The sequence below is a fragment of the Pseudomonas sp. B20(2017) genome (assembly GCF_002113125.1).
In the GTDB taxonomy this organism is placed as follows: domain Bacteria; phylum Pseudomonadota; class Gammaproteobacteria; order Pseudomonadales; family Pseudomonadaceae; genus Aquipseudomonas.
Genome location: NZ_NEJP01000017.1, coordinates 112,977 through 127,041, shown reverse-complemented (window position 1 = coordinate 127,041; position 14,065 = coordinate 112,977). Strand labels below are relative to the sequence as shown.

The 14,065-nt window shown below is 59.6% G+C and carries 12 protein-coding genes and 4 tRNA genes; 14 read left to right on the top strand and 2 right to left on the bottom strand.

Annotated elements, in window-relative coordinates; genetic code table 11:
• Positions 1–7 precede the first annotated feature (7 nt).
• From purF to CAF63_RS23085, 10 genes are all read left to right on the top strand, one after another.
• Entirely contained in the window at positions 8–1,513 is a 1,506-nt protein-coding gene (gene purF, locus CAF63_RS23130; RefSeq protein WP_007956466.1) for an amidophosphoribosyltransferase, read from the top strand.
• Positions 1,514–1,593: 80 nt separating this feature from the next.
• The gene (locus CAF63_RS23125) at positions 1,594–2,805 is read left to right on the top strand and encodes an O-succinylhomoserine sulfhydrylase (RefSeq protein WP_085689259.1); all 1,212 of its coding nucleotides are present in this window, start codon (positions 1,594–1,596) and stop codon (positions 2,803–2,805) included.
• On the top strand, positions 2,802–3,578 hold the full coding sequence (locus tag CAF63_RS23120) for an SDR family oxidoreductase (protein WP_041475192.1): 777 nt from the start codon (positions 2,802–2,804) through the stop codon (positions 3,576–3,578). Before CAF63_RS23125 ends, CAF63_RS23120 begins: the two co-directional genes overlap by 4 nt.
• Positions 3,579–3,668: 90 nt before the next feature.
• Positions 3,669–3,744: transfer RNA gene (locus CAF63_RS23115), tRNA-Val, on the top strand.
• 55 nt (positions 3,745–3,799) lie between these two features.
• Positions 3,800–3,876: transfer RNA gene (locus tag CAF63_RS23110), tRNA-Asp, on the top strand.
• A 93-nt stretch (positions 3,877–3,969) separates the two neighbouring features.
• Positions 3,970–4,046 (top strand) — tRNA-Asp (locus CAF63_RS23105).
• A gap of 422 nt (positions 4,047–4,468) precedes the next feature.
• On the top strand, positions 4,469–7,300 hold the full coding sequence (locus tag CAF63_RS23100; protein WP_085612807.1) for a xanthine dehydrogenase family protein molybdopterin-binding subunit: 2,832 nt from the start codon (positions 4,469–4,471) through the stop codon (positions 7,298–7,300).
• Positions 7,293–7,832 (top strand): (2Fe-2S)-binding protein, encoded by a 540-nt coding sequence (locus CAF63_RS23095; RefSeq protein ID WP_007956473.1) that lies wholly within the window; start codon positions 7,293–7,295, stop codon positions 7,830–7,832. The genes CAF63_RS23100 and CAF63_RS23095 overlap by 8 nt, the downstream gene beginning before the upstream one ends.
• Before the next feature lie 2 nt (positions 7,833–7,834).
• Positions 7,835–9,070 (top strand): cytochrome c, encoded by a 1,236-nt coding sequence (locus CAF63_RS23090; protein WP_085689256.1) that lies wholly within the window; start codon positions 7,835–7,837, stop codon positions 9,068–9,070.
• Positions 9,071–9,072: 2 nt separating this feature from the next.
• Positions 9,073–10,044, top strand: a complete 972-nt coding sequence (locus CAF63_RS23085) for an XdhC family protein (protein ID WP_085689253.1) — start codon at positions 9,073–9,075, stop codon at positions 10,042–10,044.
• Positions 10,045–10,096: 52 nt separating this feature from the next.
• Here CAF63_RS23085 and CAF63_RS23080 read toward each other — a convergent pair whose 3' ends face one another.
• Positions 10,097–11,380: an FAD-binding oxidoreductase gene (locus CAF63_RS23080; protein ID WP_085689250.1), complete on the bottom strand. Its 1,284-nt coding sequence runs from the start codon at positions 11,378–11,380 to the stop codon at positions 10,097–10,099.
• 184 nt (positions 11,381–11,564) lie between these two features.
• Between CAF63_RS23080 and CAF63_RS23075 the strand changes: the two genes are divergently transcribed.
• The 3 genes from CAF63_RS23075 to CAF63_RS23065 all read left to right on the top strand — a co-directional run bounded on the left by CAF63_RS23075 (position 11,565) and on the right by CAF63_RS23065 (position 13,043).
• Positions 11,565–11,641, top strand: a tRNA-Val gene (locus tag CAF63_RS23075).
• Between the two features lie 143 nt (positions 11,642–11,784).
• Positions 11,785–12,246, top strand: coding sequence for a GNAT family N-acetyltransferase (locus CAF63_RS23070; protein WP_085689247.1), 462 nt, complete (start codon positions 11,785–11,787; stop codon positions 12,244–12,246).
• Between the two features lie 341 nt (positions 12,247–12,587).
• On the top strand, positions 12,588–13,043 hold the full coding sequence (locus CAF63_RS23065) for a DUF2214 family protein (RefSeq protein WP_085689245.1): 456 nt from the start codon (positions 12,588–12,590) through the stop codon (positions 13,041–13,043).
• Positions 13,044–13,251: 208 nt separating this feature from the next.
• Here CAF63_RS23065 and csrA read toward each other — a convergent pair whose 3' ends face one another.
• Positions 13,252–13,446 (bottom strand): carbon storage regulator CsrA, encoded by a 195-nt coding sequence (gene csrA / locus CAF63_RS23060; RefSeq protein WP_003179932.1) that lies wholly within the window; start codon positions 13,444–13,446, stop codon positions 13,252–13,254.
• A 251-nt stretch (positions 13,447–13,697) separates the two neighbouring features.
• Here csrA and CAF63_RS23055 point away from each other — a divergent pair, with 251 nt between their 5' ends.
• On the top strand, positions 13,698–14,063 hold the full coding sequence (locus CAF63_RS23055; protein ID WP_085689242.1) for a penicillin-binding protein activator LpoB: 366 nt from the start codon (positions 13,698–13,700) through the stop codon (positions 14,061–14,063).
• Positions 14,064–14,065 lie beyond the last annotated feature (2 nt).

The following is a 14,065-nucleotide window of genomic DNA, read 5'->3' as shown; positions in this document are numbered from 1 at the left end:
GCGTCGCATGTGTGGCATCGTCGGTATCGTCGGTAAGTCGAACGTCAATCAGGCGCTGTATGACGCGCTAACCGTGCTCCAGCACCGCGGCCAGGACGCTGCCGGTATCGTGACCAGCCATGATGGCCGGTTGTTCTTGCGCAAGGACAATGGCCTGGTGCGTGACGTGTTTCAGCAGCGTCACATGCAGCGCCTGGTCGGCCACATGGGTATCGGCCACGTCCGTTACCCGACTGCCGGCAGCTCGACGTCGGCCGAGGCTCAGCCGTTCTACGTCAACTCGCCTTACGGCATCACCCTGGCGCACAACGGTAACCTGACCAACGTTGAACAGTTGGCCAAAGAGATCTACGAATCCGATCTGCGTCACGTCAACACCAGCTCCGACTCGGAAGTGTTGCTCAACGTGTTCGCCCACGAGCTGGCCCAGCGCGGCAAGCTGCAGCCGACCGAAGAAGACGTGTTTGCCGCCGTGACCGACGTGCACAACCGTTGCGTCGGTGGTTATGCCGTCGTGGCGATGGTGACCGGTTATGGCATCGTCGGTTTCCGCGATCCGCACGGCATCCGCCCGATCGTGTTCGGCCAGCGTCACACCGACGAAGGTGTCGAGTACATGATCGCGTCCGAAAGCGTTTCGCTGGACGTGCTCGGCTTCACCCTGATCCGCGACCTGGCACCGGGCGAAGCGGTCTACATCACTGAAGACGGCAAGCTGCACACCCGTCAGTGTGCGACCAACCCGTCCCTGACTCCGTGCATCTTCGAACACGTCTACCTGGCGCGTCCGGATTCGATCATCGACGGCGTGTCGGTCTACAAGGCCCGTCTGCGCATGGGTGAGAAGCTGGCCGAGAAGATTCTGCGCGAGCGTCCAGAGCACGACATCGACGTGGTCATCCCGATCCCGGACACCAGCCGCACCGCAGCGCTGGAGCTGGCCAACCATCTGGGCGTGAAATTCCGCGAAGGCTTCGTCAAGAACCGTTACATCGGCCGTACCTTCATCATGCCCGGTCAGGCCGCGCGCAAGAAATCGGTACGCCAGAAGCTCAACGCCATCGAGCTGGAATTTCGCGGCAAGAACGTAATGCTGGTGGACGACTCCATCGTTCGCGGCACCACCTGCAAGCAGATCATCCAGATGGCACGCGAAGCCGGCGCGAAAAACGTCTACTTCTGCTCGGCGGCTCCGGCTGTTCGCTTCCCGAACGTGTACGGCATCGACATGCCGAGCGCGCACGAGTTGATCGCGCACAATCGTTCGACTCAGGATGTCGCTGATCTGATCGGCGCTGACTGGCTGATCTATCAGGACCTACCTGACTTGATCGAAGCGGTCGGCGGCGGCAAGATCAAGATCGAAAACTTCGATTGCGCAGTGTTTGACGGCAAGTACGTCACCGGCGACGTCGACGAGGCTTACCTGAACAAGATCGAACAGGCACGCAACGATGCCTCGAAGGTCAAGACCCAGGCGGTCAGTGCGATCATCGATCTGTACAACAACTGAGTTTCAACCGGCCCTTAGGGGCCGGTTTTGTATCTGGCAAAAGACTTTTATTTATCGAGAACAGGGCAAGGAGTGACAGCATGAGTCAGGAATGGGATGCCGGTCGGCTGGACAGCGACCTCGAAGGCGTAGCGTTCGATACCCTGGCCGTACGTGCCGGTCAGCACCGTACGCCGGAAGGCGAGCACGGTGATCCGATGTTCTTCACTTCCAGCTACGTGTTCCGTACCGCCGCTGACGCGGCTGCACGGTTTGCCGGGGAAGTGCCGGGCAACGTTTACTCGCGCTACACCAACCCGACCGTCCGCGCGTTCGAAGAGCGCATTGCGGCGCTGGAAAGCGCCGAGCAAGCGGTGGCCACGGCGACCGGTATGGCCGCGATCATGGCGGTGGTGATGAGCCTGTGCAGCGCCGGTGATCACGTGCTGGTGTCGCGCAGCGTGTTCGGTTCGACCATCAGCCTGTTCGAAAAGTACTTCAAGCGTTTTGGCGTGGAAGTCGATTACGTGCCGCTGGCCGATCTGTCGGCCTGGGACGCAGCGATCAAGACCAACACCAAATTGCTGTTCGTCGAATCGCCATCCAATCCGTTGGCTGAACTGGTGGATATCACTGCGCTGTCGGAAATCGCGCACGCCAAGGGTGCGATGCTGGTGGTCGACAACTGCTTCTGCACGCCTGCCTTGCAGCAACCGCTGAAGCTCGGTGCCGACATCGTTGTGCATTCGGCCACCAAGTTCATCGATGGCCAGGGCCGTTGCATGGGTGGCGTGGTGGCCGGTCGCAGCGAGCAGATGAAAGAAATCGTCGGTTTTCTGCGTACTGCCGGGCCAACTCTCAGCCCGTTCAACGCCTGGATCTTCCTCAAAGGTCTGGAAACCCTGAATCTGCGGATGAAGGCCCACTGTGCCAACGCCCAGCAACTGGCCGAATGGCTGGAGCAGCAGGATGGCATCGAGAAGGTGCATTACGCCGGTCTCAAGAGCCATCCGCAGCACGAGCTGGCTCAGCGGCAGCAGAAAGGCTTCGGCGCGGTGGTGAGCTTTGAGGTGAAGGGCGGCAAAGAGGGCGCCTGGCGCTTTATCGATGCGACTCGTTTGATCTCGATCACCGCCAACCTGGGTGACAGCAAAACCACCATTACCCACCCGAGCACCACGTCCCACGGCCGTCTGGCGCCGCAGGAGCGTGAGGCAGCCGGCATTCGTGACAGCCTGATCCGCATCGCGGTCGGCCTGGAAGACGTCGCTGACCTGCAAGCCGACCTGTCGCGCGGTCTGGCGGCGTTGTGATCGAGTTGTCTACGCCAAAGATCGGCACCCATGGTCGCGTTGCGTTGGTCACGGGTGCCGCACGCGGGATCGGTCTGGGCATCGCGGCATGGCTGATCAGCGAAGGCTGGCAGGTGGTGTTGACGGATCTTGATCGTGTCCGTGGTTCGAAAGTGGCGAAGGTGCTTGGCGAGAACGCCTGGTTCATCGCCATGGACGTCGCGGACGAAAGTCAGGTGGCGTTGGGTGTCGCTGAGGTGCTGGGGCAGTTTGGTCGCCTGGATGCGTTGGTGTGCAACGCTGCCGTGGCCGATCCGCACAACATCACCCTGGAAAGCCTCGATCTGGCTTACTGGAATCGGGTGCTGGCGGTGAACCTCGGTGGGCCGATGTTGCTGGCCAAGCACTGTGCGCCGTATCTGCGTGCGCACAACGGGGCGATCGTCAATCTGGCGTCGACCCGTGCGGCGCAGTCGGAACCTGATACGGAAGCCTATGCGGCGAGCAAGGGTGGTTTGCTGGCGTTGACTCACGCGCTGGCGATCAGTCTCGGGCCGGAGATTCGCGTCAATGCGGTCAGTCCCGGCTGGATCGATGCGCGGGATCCATCCGCGCGGCGCGCGGAGCCTCTGACCGATACCGATCATGCCCAGCATCCGGCGGGCAGGGTAGGGACGGTCGAGGACGTGGCGGCGATGGTGGCGTGGTTGCTGTCGAAGAATGCCGGGTTTGTGACGGGGCAGGAATTCGTGGTCGATGGCGGCATGACCAAGAAAATGATTTATACGGAATGAAGCAATTTCGTCTTTTTTAGAAAAACTTCAATCCTGCTATTGACTTAGGTTCGCTACCTGCGTAAATTTCGCGGCCTCGGAGATGCAAACGGGTGATTAGCTCAGCTGGGAGAGCGTCTGCCTTACAAGCAGAATGTCGGCGGTTCGATCCCGTCATCACCCACCACTCCCGAGATACTTGCGTAAGCAAGAGCGTAGGCTGAAAGTGCCTGCACCGACGCGCAGCGGTAGTTCAGTCGGTTAGAATACCGGCCTGTCACGCCGGGGGTCGCGGGTTCGAGTCCCGTCCGCTGCGCCATATTTAACGAGTCAGACATTGTCTGGTTCGCGATTGAAAAGCACCGAAGCTTTCAGTCAAACGAGTTACTTGAGCGTCAGCTCAAAGCGATACGCAGCGGTAGTTCAGTCGGTTAGAATACCGGCCTGTCACGCCGGGGGTCGCGGGTTCGAGTCCCGTCCGCTGCGCCATATCTGTTTCAAGGACCACTGAACGCCTTGAAACACCGAAAGCAACTTCTGGTTGATTCGGCATCGATAGCAAAGACCCTGGTCGAAAGACCGGGTTTTTTTGTGTCTGAAATTTGACCTCTTCCCCAATTCCTCTTTGTATTCGGCGACGAACGCGGCCGTAGCATCGTTCGATGCCGCCCGGCAATCTCCCCTGCGTCCATGGGTCGCTGCGATGCAATGCCGCATTGATTTTTTGATTCTTTAGTCAAATTTATGTAACTGGTTGTTTGCTGCGAGCTCAGAAACCTATAAAGTTAACCTTTCGGTCAGCTTTGCACTGTCATCACGCCCTTTGCTTCGTCAAAAAGGGCTTCTGCAAGACTCGAGATTCCCAGTAGATAACCAGAAGGGCGGATCCATAACCGCCCAGAGGATGATCCATGTCCAACCGTGAAATATCCCGGCGCTCGTTCCTTCAGGGCGGGCTGGTGGCGGGTGTGAGCGTTACGCTCACACCGCTCAGCAGTCAGGCGCTCGGTGCCTTGATGGAAAACAGCGTGACCGTGCCGTCCGAGCAGTGGCTCGGCAACAACGGCAAGGCGCGCCAGCGTAACGATGCCTTGTCCAAGGTCTGCGGCAGCAAGGTGTTTGCCCGCGACATCCGTTCCAAGGACATGCCGGGCTGGCCCCAGCAGCAAGGCCACGCCATGTTGCTGAAAACCATCAAGGCCGACCGCATCTACGACGGTTACGACCTGTCGTGGCTCGGCGCCGATCTGCAGCCTGATCGTATCGTTACCGCCGCCGACCTGGACAAGGACGGCATCGTGTTCCCGGAAGAGCACGCACCGGATCCTCTGCTGCCGGAAGGCAAGGTGCCGATGTTCATCGGTCACCCGGTTGCGATCCTGATCTGGAACGATTTCGAGCGTTTCCGCCAGGCCAAGAACAAACTCAAATTCAATGACAAAGCGATTCGTTACGGTGCACAAGTACCGTTCTACGAAGGCGATCCCTATGGCAGCTTCCGTTACGTGCGCGTCGGTGGCCCGACCTCGGCGGACGAAGACGAGTTCGCCAGCCTCAAGGATTCGATCCTGTTCCCGATGCTGAAGAACCGTCGTCCGGTGTGGAATTCCCAGCCGAACCTGCACGGCAACCTGACCGAGCGCGGCCTGTTCTACGCCGACCGCATGAAGAAAGAGATCGACACCCCGCCGGACAACTGGCTGGTGTTCGACGAGCGCTACAAAACCCCGTCGATCGAACCTGCTGCGATGGAGCCGGACAACGGCAACGGCTGGTACGACCCGGCGACCAAGACCCTGCATTTCGTCGTCGCCACTCAGTGTCCGCTGGAAACCGCCACCGAGACCGCGAAGATGATCGGGCCGTCGCGTTTCGGCCTGGCGAACCTGAACATGCACCCGGGTTACACCGTCGGTTACGGCTCCAAGGACCACAACATTTTTGTCTACTACGCGGCCCTGGCGGCGTTGTACGGCGCAGGTGTGCCGATTCGCCTGGCCAACGACCGCTACGAGCAGTTCCAGAGCGGCATCAAGCGTCACCCGTTCGACATCCGCTACCAGTTGGCAGTGGACAAGACCGATCACAGCTTCAAGATTTTCCGTGCCGAAATGAGCGTCGATGGTGGTGGCCGGATCAACTACAGCCCGTCGGTGGCCGCCGTTGGTGCCACTGCCGCGCAGTCGATCTATTACATGCCGCAGAACGATCTCCAGGTCACCGCTTACCATTCCCGCGCCGTTGAAGCGGGTTCGATGCGCGGCTACGGCACGCTGCAGAGCATGGCTTCCACCGAGATGATGGTCGACGAAATCGCCGATCGCCTTGGTGTCGATGCCATTGATCTGCGTCGCAAGAACGCGCTGCGTTCGGGGATGAAAAACACCCAGGGCGCAATCCCGGCCGGTGCGTTGCGCCTGCACGAGATTCTCGACAAGGCTTCGCTGCACGAAGTCTGGAAAAACCGCGACGCGATCAAGAAACAGCGTGAAGCAGCAGACCCGGACAACTGGTATGGCGTGGGTTTTGCCATTTGCCAGAAAGACTTCGGCACCGGTTCTGAAGCGCCGATGGCCAGCATCGAGTTCACCGCTGACGGGCGCATTTCCCTGCGTCATATCGGCATCGAGATCGGCACCGGCATGTCCACCTCGCAAGCGTTGGTGGTGGCTGATTTCCTCGGCAGCGCGGCTCACGACGTGAAGACTGGCGAAACCGAGTGGGATGAAATGCAGCTGGTGACCGCCGGCAACCCTTACATCATGAGCCAGGCCGAGCAGGACAACTTCCTGCGCAATCCGCGCTGGGTCGGCAAGCTGGCATCGGCCTCGTCCGCGACCAACTCCGCCTATTACTTCAGCCACGCCACCCGTGAAGCGGCGCGCGTGCTGTTCAATCACGGTTTGTGGCCGGCAGCGCTGGAGATCTGGCGTCAGGGCCCGTACGGCGGCCAGGCCAACCCTTACGTGGTGCGTCGCGAAGATGCGCACTGGGTCGACGGCAAACTCACTGCCAATGGCATGCAGCCGCTGACTTTCGAAGAGCTGGCCAAGCGTGCTCACGAGCGCGGTCTGGTCACTGGCGCCACGGTTCACGGTTTCAACCGCTGGAGCTGGGCCGAGGCCGAATACAGCATCGACGGCGTGCGCGAGCGTCTGCCGCTCGACGGTCTGGCGGTGAAGTACGGTGATGGCGCCCCTAAGGCGAAGAAAGCACAGATGACCAGCGCCGGTTTCCATCTGCTGGATCGGCAGAACATCGCCTATCCGGTAGTTCAGTTGAACAACGCCGCCGTGACCTACTACAGCCCGGTCGCAACGCTGGTCGAGTTGAAGGTCAACAAAGGTTCGGCAGAAGTCGAAGTGCTCAACCATCACTCGTGGCTGGAATGCGGTCGGGTACTGGTTGAAGAGCTGGTTCGTGGCCAGCTCGAAGGCGGGATCGCCATGGGCATCGGTCACGCCTTGATGGAAGAGATGCCGCTGTACGAAGGCGGGCCGGGGGAGGGTGACTGGAACTTCAACCGTTATCGCCTGCCGATGGCGCGCCATGTGGCGGTGTGGAAGCAGACGTCGGAAATCCTGCCGCCGCTGTCCCCAAGCGACCCGTCAAAAGGCATCGCCGAAGTGGTGATGATCCCGGTGGTCGGTGCCATCGGTAACGCCGTGGCCCACGCCATCGGTAAACGTGTTCGCGATCTGCCAATCACTGCTGCGCGCATCAAGGAGGCCCTCAATGGCTAACCGTCCGCTTCAACTGACCCTCAACGGTCAATCCGTCGGCCCGGTGGACATCCCTGATGACCTGCCGATGATCGATTACCTGCACGAATATAAAAACCTCACCGGTTCGCGCCTGGGCTGCGGCCAGGGCATCTGCCACGCCTGCGTGGTGATCGTCGATAACCCGGACGGCACCAGCGAAGAAGTGCGCACCTGCATCACCGGCGCGCATTACTTCGAGGGCAAGAAGGTTCGGACCATCGAAGGCCACGCCAAGCGTGACGAGCAAGGCCAGGTCACAGAGCTGAACCCGATCCAGCAGCGCTTCGTCGACGAATTCGCCTTCCAGTGCAGCTATTGCGCGCCGGGCTTCGTCAACGCCGCGACCGTGCTGGTGGAAAAGCTGCAACGCCAGCCGATCGTCAAAAGCAAACTGGAACAAGTCATCGAGGACAGCCTCGGCCATCACGTCTGCCGTTGCACCGGGTACGTGCGTTACTACAACGCCACCCGCAACGTGCTGACCGATCTCGGCCTGGTCAAGGAGGGTTAAGCATGAAGCAACTACTGACCCGCCTGACCCTGGCGGTCGGGCTGGCTGCGCCTGTGTTGGCGGTGCACGCGGATGATCAGGTCAAGCGCGGCGAATACCTCGCCCGTGCGGCCGACTGCATGGCGTGCCACACCGCACCCGGCGGCGCGCCGTTTGCTGGCGGCCTGCCGATCGTGTCGCCGTTCGGCACGATCTACGGTACTAATATCACTCCAAGCAAAGAGCACGGCATCGGTTTGTACAACGATGAAGAGTTCTTCGCCGCGCTCACCGAAGGCAAGCGTCGTGACGGCGCGAACCTCTATCCGGCGATGCCGTACACCTCGTATCACTTGATGCCGCGTGCGGATTCGGATGCGATTCATGCGTATCTGAAAACCATCGAGCCAATCGAGCGTGCAGCGCCTGTGACGAGCCTGAGCTTTCCGTTCAACGTGCGCCCGGGCTTGATCGGCTGGAACATGATGTACGGTAAAGCGTTGAAGCTGGAGCCGGACGAAGGCAAAAGCGATGCCTGGAGGCGCGGCCAGTACATGGTCGAAGTGCTGGGTCACTGCGGCGAATGCCATACGCCACGCGGCCTGCCGGGCGCGATGCAGTTGGACAAGCGCCTGACCGGCGGCATCCTCAACGGCTATCTGGCACCGAGCCTGCTGGCGACGGACCTGGCGGCGCGCGGCTGGAACCATCAGGACCTGAGCACGTTCCTCAAGCACGGCATGAGCGCCCAGGGCACGATGTTCAACGAGATGTTCCCGGTGTTCCACAACAGCACCCAGGGTCTGAATGATCCGGATCTGGCGGCGATGGCGACTTTCCTGCTGGGCGACAAGCCTCCGGCGGCGAAAGAACTGACCGAAGTGCCGGTAGAAAAGCTCAGTGCCAGCGCTCAACGCGGCCGTCAGGAATACTTGAACGTCTGCGCCGGCTGTCACGCGGCCGGTGGTGAGGGCAAGCCGCACATCGCAGTAGCCATGCGCGGCAACACCACGCTGCGCTTGGAAGACCCGCGCAACCTGTTGCGAGTGATCGAGGATGGCATCGGCGAACAGAAATTCGCCGGGTTCGAACACATGCAGCCGATGCCGGGTTTTGCCGACAAGCTCAGTGCCGAACAACTGACCGATCTGCTGAACTACCTGCGTCAGGGTTGGGGTGGTCAGTCGGCTGACCTGGCGGTGGGCGATGTGCAGAAGCTTCAGGCTGATGCACCGTCCATCGAGCACAAGGCGCACTGATCATGCAGCATCTCGATCTGCAGGTTGTGCGTCGGGCGCTGGAATGGTCGACGGCGGGGCAGCGCATCTGGCTCTGCACCGTGCTGACTACCTACGGCTCGGCGCCGCGCGCGCCGGGTTCACTGCTGTCGGTGAACGACGGCGGACAGTGGATCGGGTCGCTGTCCGGTGGTTGCGTCGAGGAAGACTTTCTCGAGCGCGTCGCCGAAGGTGCGTTTCTCGATGCGATCAATGTCGTGCGTTATGGCGAAGGTGACGATCCGCGTTCGCGGGTCAGCCTGCCGTGTGGCGGTATTCTCGATGTGCTGGTAGAGAAATTTGACGCCGGGTGCGATGTGCAGGCGCACCTTCGTGAACTCGAATCGGCGTTGCTGGGTCAGCGTCGGTTGATTCGCGAGGTCGATCTGGCCACGGGCGCGCGTAGCCTGTTTGCGGATCATGAACAGGGTGCGCGGATCGAGCGTGAAATCGATCGCGTGCGGATTCGCATCGGTGCCGCCCAGCGTTTGCTGCTGGCCGGGTATTCCAGTGTGGCGCAGGCCTGTGCGGAGTTCGCGGTCGGTCTCGGTTTCGAAGTGATTCTCTGCGATCCGCGTGATGAAGTGCTGGAAGGCGTGGTGCTCAATGGCGTGGAAGTTCGTCGGCAACTGCCATCGGTGTTCATCGCCGAGGGTGGCTGTCACCGTGATACAGCGGTGGTGGCGTTGACCCACGATCCGCGCATCGACGATCTGGCGATGATGGAAGCCGTTCGCACCGAGGCTTTTTATATCGGTGTGATGGGGTCGTTACAGACGTCTCAGAAGCGCTTCGAGCGTTTGCGTCGGATTGGTGGGCTGGGGGAGGGTGAACTGGCGCGGATTCATGCGCCGATCGGTCTTAACCTGGGCAGCAAGATGCCGTCGGAAATCGCTTTGGCAGTGCTCGCGGATATTCTGCGGATTCGCAGCGGGATCGCGCGGGATCAGTTGTAACTCGTGCTGGATGTAAAAAGGGCCGCTTTTCAGCGGCCCTTTTTTTCGCTCATCAGAAACCGAGCTTGTCGCGCAGCCCGTAATACCACGCGCCCAGTGCAGCAAACGGCGTGCGCAGCAGTTGCCCGCCGGGGAACGGGTAGTGCGGCAGGTCGGCAAACGCATCGAAGCGCTCGGCTTGTCCGCGCAATGCCTCGGCCAATACCTTGCCGGCCAGGTGCGTGTACGTCACGCCGTGACCGCTGCAACCCTGGGAGTAATAGATGTTGTCGCCCAGGCGTCCGACCTGAGGCAGGCGCGACAGGGTCAGCAGGAAATTGCCGGTCCAGGCGTAGTCGATCTTCACGTCTTTGAGTTGCGGGAAGGCCTTGAGCATTTTCGGGCGAATGATCGCTTCGATGTTCGCTGGATCACGCGCGCCATACACCACGCCGCCGCCGAAGATCAGGCGTTTGTCGCCGGTGAGGCGGTAGTAGTCGAGCAGGTAGTTGCAGTCTTCAACGCAGTAGTCCTGCGGCAGCAGGGATTTCGCCAGCTCATCGCCCAGGGGTTCGGTGGTGATGACCTGAGTGCCGCACGGCATCGATTTGGCCGCGAGCTCCGGCACCAGATTGCCGAGGTAGGCGTTGCCGGCGACGATGATGAATTTGGCCCTGACTTTGCCCTGCGGCGTGTGCACGACCGGGTTGGCTCCGCGTTCGATGCGCACGGCCGGTGACTGTTCATAGATCGTGCCGCCCAGGGATTCCACAGCGGCTGCTTCGCCGAGTGCCAGGTTAAGCGGGTGGATATGGCCGCCGCTCATGTCGAGCATGCCGCCGACGTATTGGTCGCAAGCCACTACTTCGCGGATGCGGCGTTGATCGAGCAGTTCCAGTTGGGTATGGCCGAAGCGTTCCCACAGGCGTTTCTGCGATTCCAGGTGGCCCATTTGCTTGGCGGTGAGGGCGGCGAATACGCCACCGTCCTTCAAGTCGCACTGAATGTTGTACTTGCTGATGCGCTCACGAATGATCCGGCCGCCCTCGAACGCCATCTGCCCGAGCAGTTGTGCCTGTTTTGGGCCGACGCTACGTTCGATCACGTCGATGTCACGGCTGTAGCTGTTGACGATTTGCCCGCCATTGCGCCCCGAAGCACCGAAGCCAACCTTGGCGGCCTCCAGCACGGTCACGCGAAAACCGTTCTCAAGCAGGAACAGAGCCGAGGACAGTCCCGTATAACCAGCACCGATCACACAGACATCCGTCTCCACGTCATCTTGCAGGGCAGGGCGTGGTGGTACGGCGTTGGCCGACGCAGCGTAATAAGACTCTGGGTAAGGGGTGTTCGCCATCCTGCAGCCTCTGTTTAATATATTTTACGATTGCAGCGATCCTACCCCAGTTGAAAATCCTCCGCCAGCCACCGGGAAATCTTCTTGCGCCGGGTCGAAATTAAATATTTTGCATATTCATAGGGTTAGGTGAAAAAAAGGTGTTGACACCCCTCCGGAATTCCGTAGAATGCCGCCTCACAGCAGGCACGTAGCTCAGTTGGTTAGAGCACCACCTTGACATGGTGGGGGTCGTTGGTTCGAGTCCAATCGCGCCTACCAAACAAAATCCGCTCTGCTGGGCGGTCTAGAAGGGCTCACCGAAAGGTGGGCCCTTTTTTGTTGTCTGCGATTTTTAGAACCTTTGCAAATTTCGGTTTGGTCGACCGCAGCTACACTTCGGCACATTTGCAGGGGGTGTATTCATGAGTCGCCAATTCAGGCGCGCCGGTCCAGGCGATATCGAAAGCCTGTTGAAGATTGATCCTGTCGCTGAGAAAGATAGCTGCCGTCGAGAGTGCATCGCGAGGGCTGTTCGGGCGGAGGAGTGCTGGGTTGTCTGTGAGGGGGACGATCCTGGCGTCCCCCTCGGCTACGGATGTCTGGATCGAAGCTTTTTTGGAGAGTGGTTCATACCTCTTGTTGTCGTCTCCAGCAGGAACAGGCGTTCCGGCGTGGGGCGGCAAATCGTGAGTGGTCTGGAGTATCAAGCCAGTGCAGACAAGATATTCACGTCGACCAATACTTCCAACCTACCGATGCGACAGTTGCTGACGAGTCTTGAATATCAGCGCAGCGGTACGGTGGAGAACCTTGATCCGGGTGATCCCGAACTCATTTTTGTGAAGTTCTTGAGCCAGGCGCGTACTGATCGCGATGGATTTTGATTCATTCGTCGCCGACCGTCGCGAGCGACCTTTTAAATAGTGTGGATATTTAAGGGGTTACGTATTTTATTAACCATCCGGTTATCAAAAATACGTTGTTACATACTGGAAAAATCAGTAATATCCGCCCCGCGTTCACCACCACGGTTTATGCATTTTTAAATCCCAAGCTTCCATCAGCTGCTTGGGATTTTTTTTGCCCGCGATTTGTCTTTCCCGAACCTCTGCCCAGCCTCTTGTTTCGCCCGCGTCTGTTTTCCGGGTAGGGTTACAAGCAACCCCACACTTTTTCGACTACTACTGTTTGGCTGATTTCAACTCTGCCGGACAGGAGCTCATCGATGCTGGTTCATTGGTTTCTTGCAGCGATTCATTTACTGGCGTTTGCCATGGGTTTCTGGGCGGTGTTGACGCGTGGGACTGCCTTCAGTCGCCTGGCGTCCGGCTCGGGTGAAGCCGGGCGGGTATTGCTTGCCGACAATATATGGGGGCTTTCGGCGTTGGTGCTGCTCATCACCGGCGGCGTGCGGGCTTTTGGAGGTTACGAGAAGGGAGTCGACTACTACCTGCATCAGCCGCTGTTCCATCTGAAGATGACGTTGTTTGTGCTGATTCTGCTTCTGGAGCTTGTGCCGATGATCACCTTGATCAAGTGGCGCGTGGCCAAAGCGCGCGGTACTGTCCCTGACACGGGGCGTGCAAAGGTGTTCGCGCGGATCAGTCATGCCGAAGCGCTGCTGTTGATACTGATGGTCGTGGCGGCCACCGGAATGGCACGTGGCGTTACATTCGGCTAGGCGGGCGAGATTCCCAGCCGCTATTCGGAAATGTCCGACAGCCAGCCCATGGAATGACGGTTAGTATCGGTTGCGAGAAGGATTGAGGCAGGAAGGGGCGTGGCGCGCGCCGTCACCAAAGAGGTGGGGGGAATGGCAATACGGCGCTTGAATCTTTAGCCAGTCATTGCGCACAGGCAAACGAACTGGCTACTGACTGCGAAAGGGCTCAGGGCGTTTGTGGCTTGTCCGGAGCGGTCAGGCCAGCCTGGATGCGCTGGTAGATCTCTTCCCGATGCACTGCAACGTTCTTCGGAGCATTGATGCCGATTCGAACTTGCTGGCCGCTGACGCCGAGAATGGTGATCGTGATGTCATCACCAATGTTTATGCTTTCACCGACTTTGCGGGTGAGTATCAGCATGGTCTTCTCCTTGATTGCTTTGTAGGGCACCTGATTCAGACAGTGCAGAGGTCGGTGGTACGTATAGATTAGTGCGAAGTCGCGCAGTTTGGGTGCCTCTTTCTGACGCGCAGATGCGGCATTAATTCCCAGCGCGTAACTATACAGGGGCCGCCAGCATCAATCTCGTAGTTTTGTGCCACATTTTACGGGGCTCCGAAACTATTCTCGAATGTTAAGATCGCCGCTTTGAAAATTCAGAGGGAAGCGTTGTGCGCAAATTGGTCTGGGTAGTCGCGGCACTGGCATTGGCGGGATGTGGCGAAGGCAAGAGTGTGGATGCGCAAAAGCCGAAACCGGTGGTGGTAACGGCGCCTGCTGCGGTGGGCCCGCAGTGGGATCTAGAAGTGCGCGGTGAAACACCTCAAGCCGTCAGCGACCTCAGCGGCTGGCTGATCGAGCATGCCTTCGTGGCCAGCGTCATCAAGGATGCCAGCGGCAAGACCCGGATCCTTCTCGGCCCTTTCAATTCGAAGGCTGACGCCGAGGCGCGCCAGGTGGATGTGAACGCAGCGCTGGTCAAGGCGAAGAAGCAGAACATCGAAACGCTGGTGATCGAGCGCGCGGCCGCGCAATAGGC

Coding starts and splice junctions, on each gene's coding strand:
- purF (WP_007956466.1), top strand. CDS start 8: ATGTGTGGCATCGTCGGTATCGTCGGTAAGTCGAACGTCAATCAGGCG.
- CAF63_RS23125 (WP_085689259.1), top strand. CDS start 1,594: ATGAGTCAGGAATGGGATGCCGGTCGGCTGGACAGCGACCTCGAAGGC.
- CAF63_RS23100 (WP_085612807.1), top strand. CDS start 4,469: ATGTCCAACCGTGAAATATCCCGGCGCTCGTTCCTTCAGGGCGGGCTG.
- CAF63_RS23095 (WP_007956473.1), top strand. CDS start 7,293: ATGGCTAACCGTCCGCTTCAACTGACCCTCAACGGTCAATCCGTCGGC.
- CAF63_RS23090 (WP_085689256.1), top strand. CDS start 7,835: ATGAAGCAACTACTGACCCGCCTGACCCTGGCGGTCGGGCTGGCTGCG.
- CAF63_RS23085 (WP_085689253.1), top strand. CDS start 9,073: ATGCAGCATCTCGATCTGCAGGTTGTGCGTCGGGCGCTGGAATGGTCG.
- CAF63_RS23080 (WP_085689250.1), bottom strand. CDS start 11,380: ATGGCGAACACCCCTTACCCAGAGTCTTATTACGCTGCGTCGGCCAAC.
- CAF63_RS23070 (WP_085689247.1), top strand. CDS start 11,785: ATGAGTCGCCAATTCAGGCGCGCCGGTCCAGGCGATATCGAAAGCCTG.
- CAF63_RS23065 (WP_085689245.1), top strand. CDS start 12,588: ATGCTGGTTCATTGGTTTCTTGCAGCGATTCATTTACTGGCGTTTGCC.
- csrA (WP_003179932.1), bottom strand. CDS start 13,446: ATGCTGATACTCACCCGCAAAGTCGGTGAAAGCATAAACATTGGTGAT.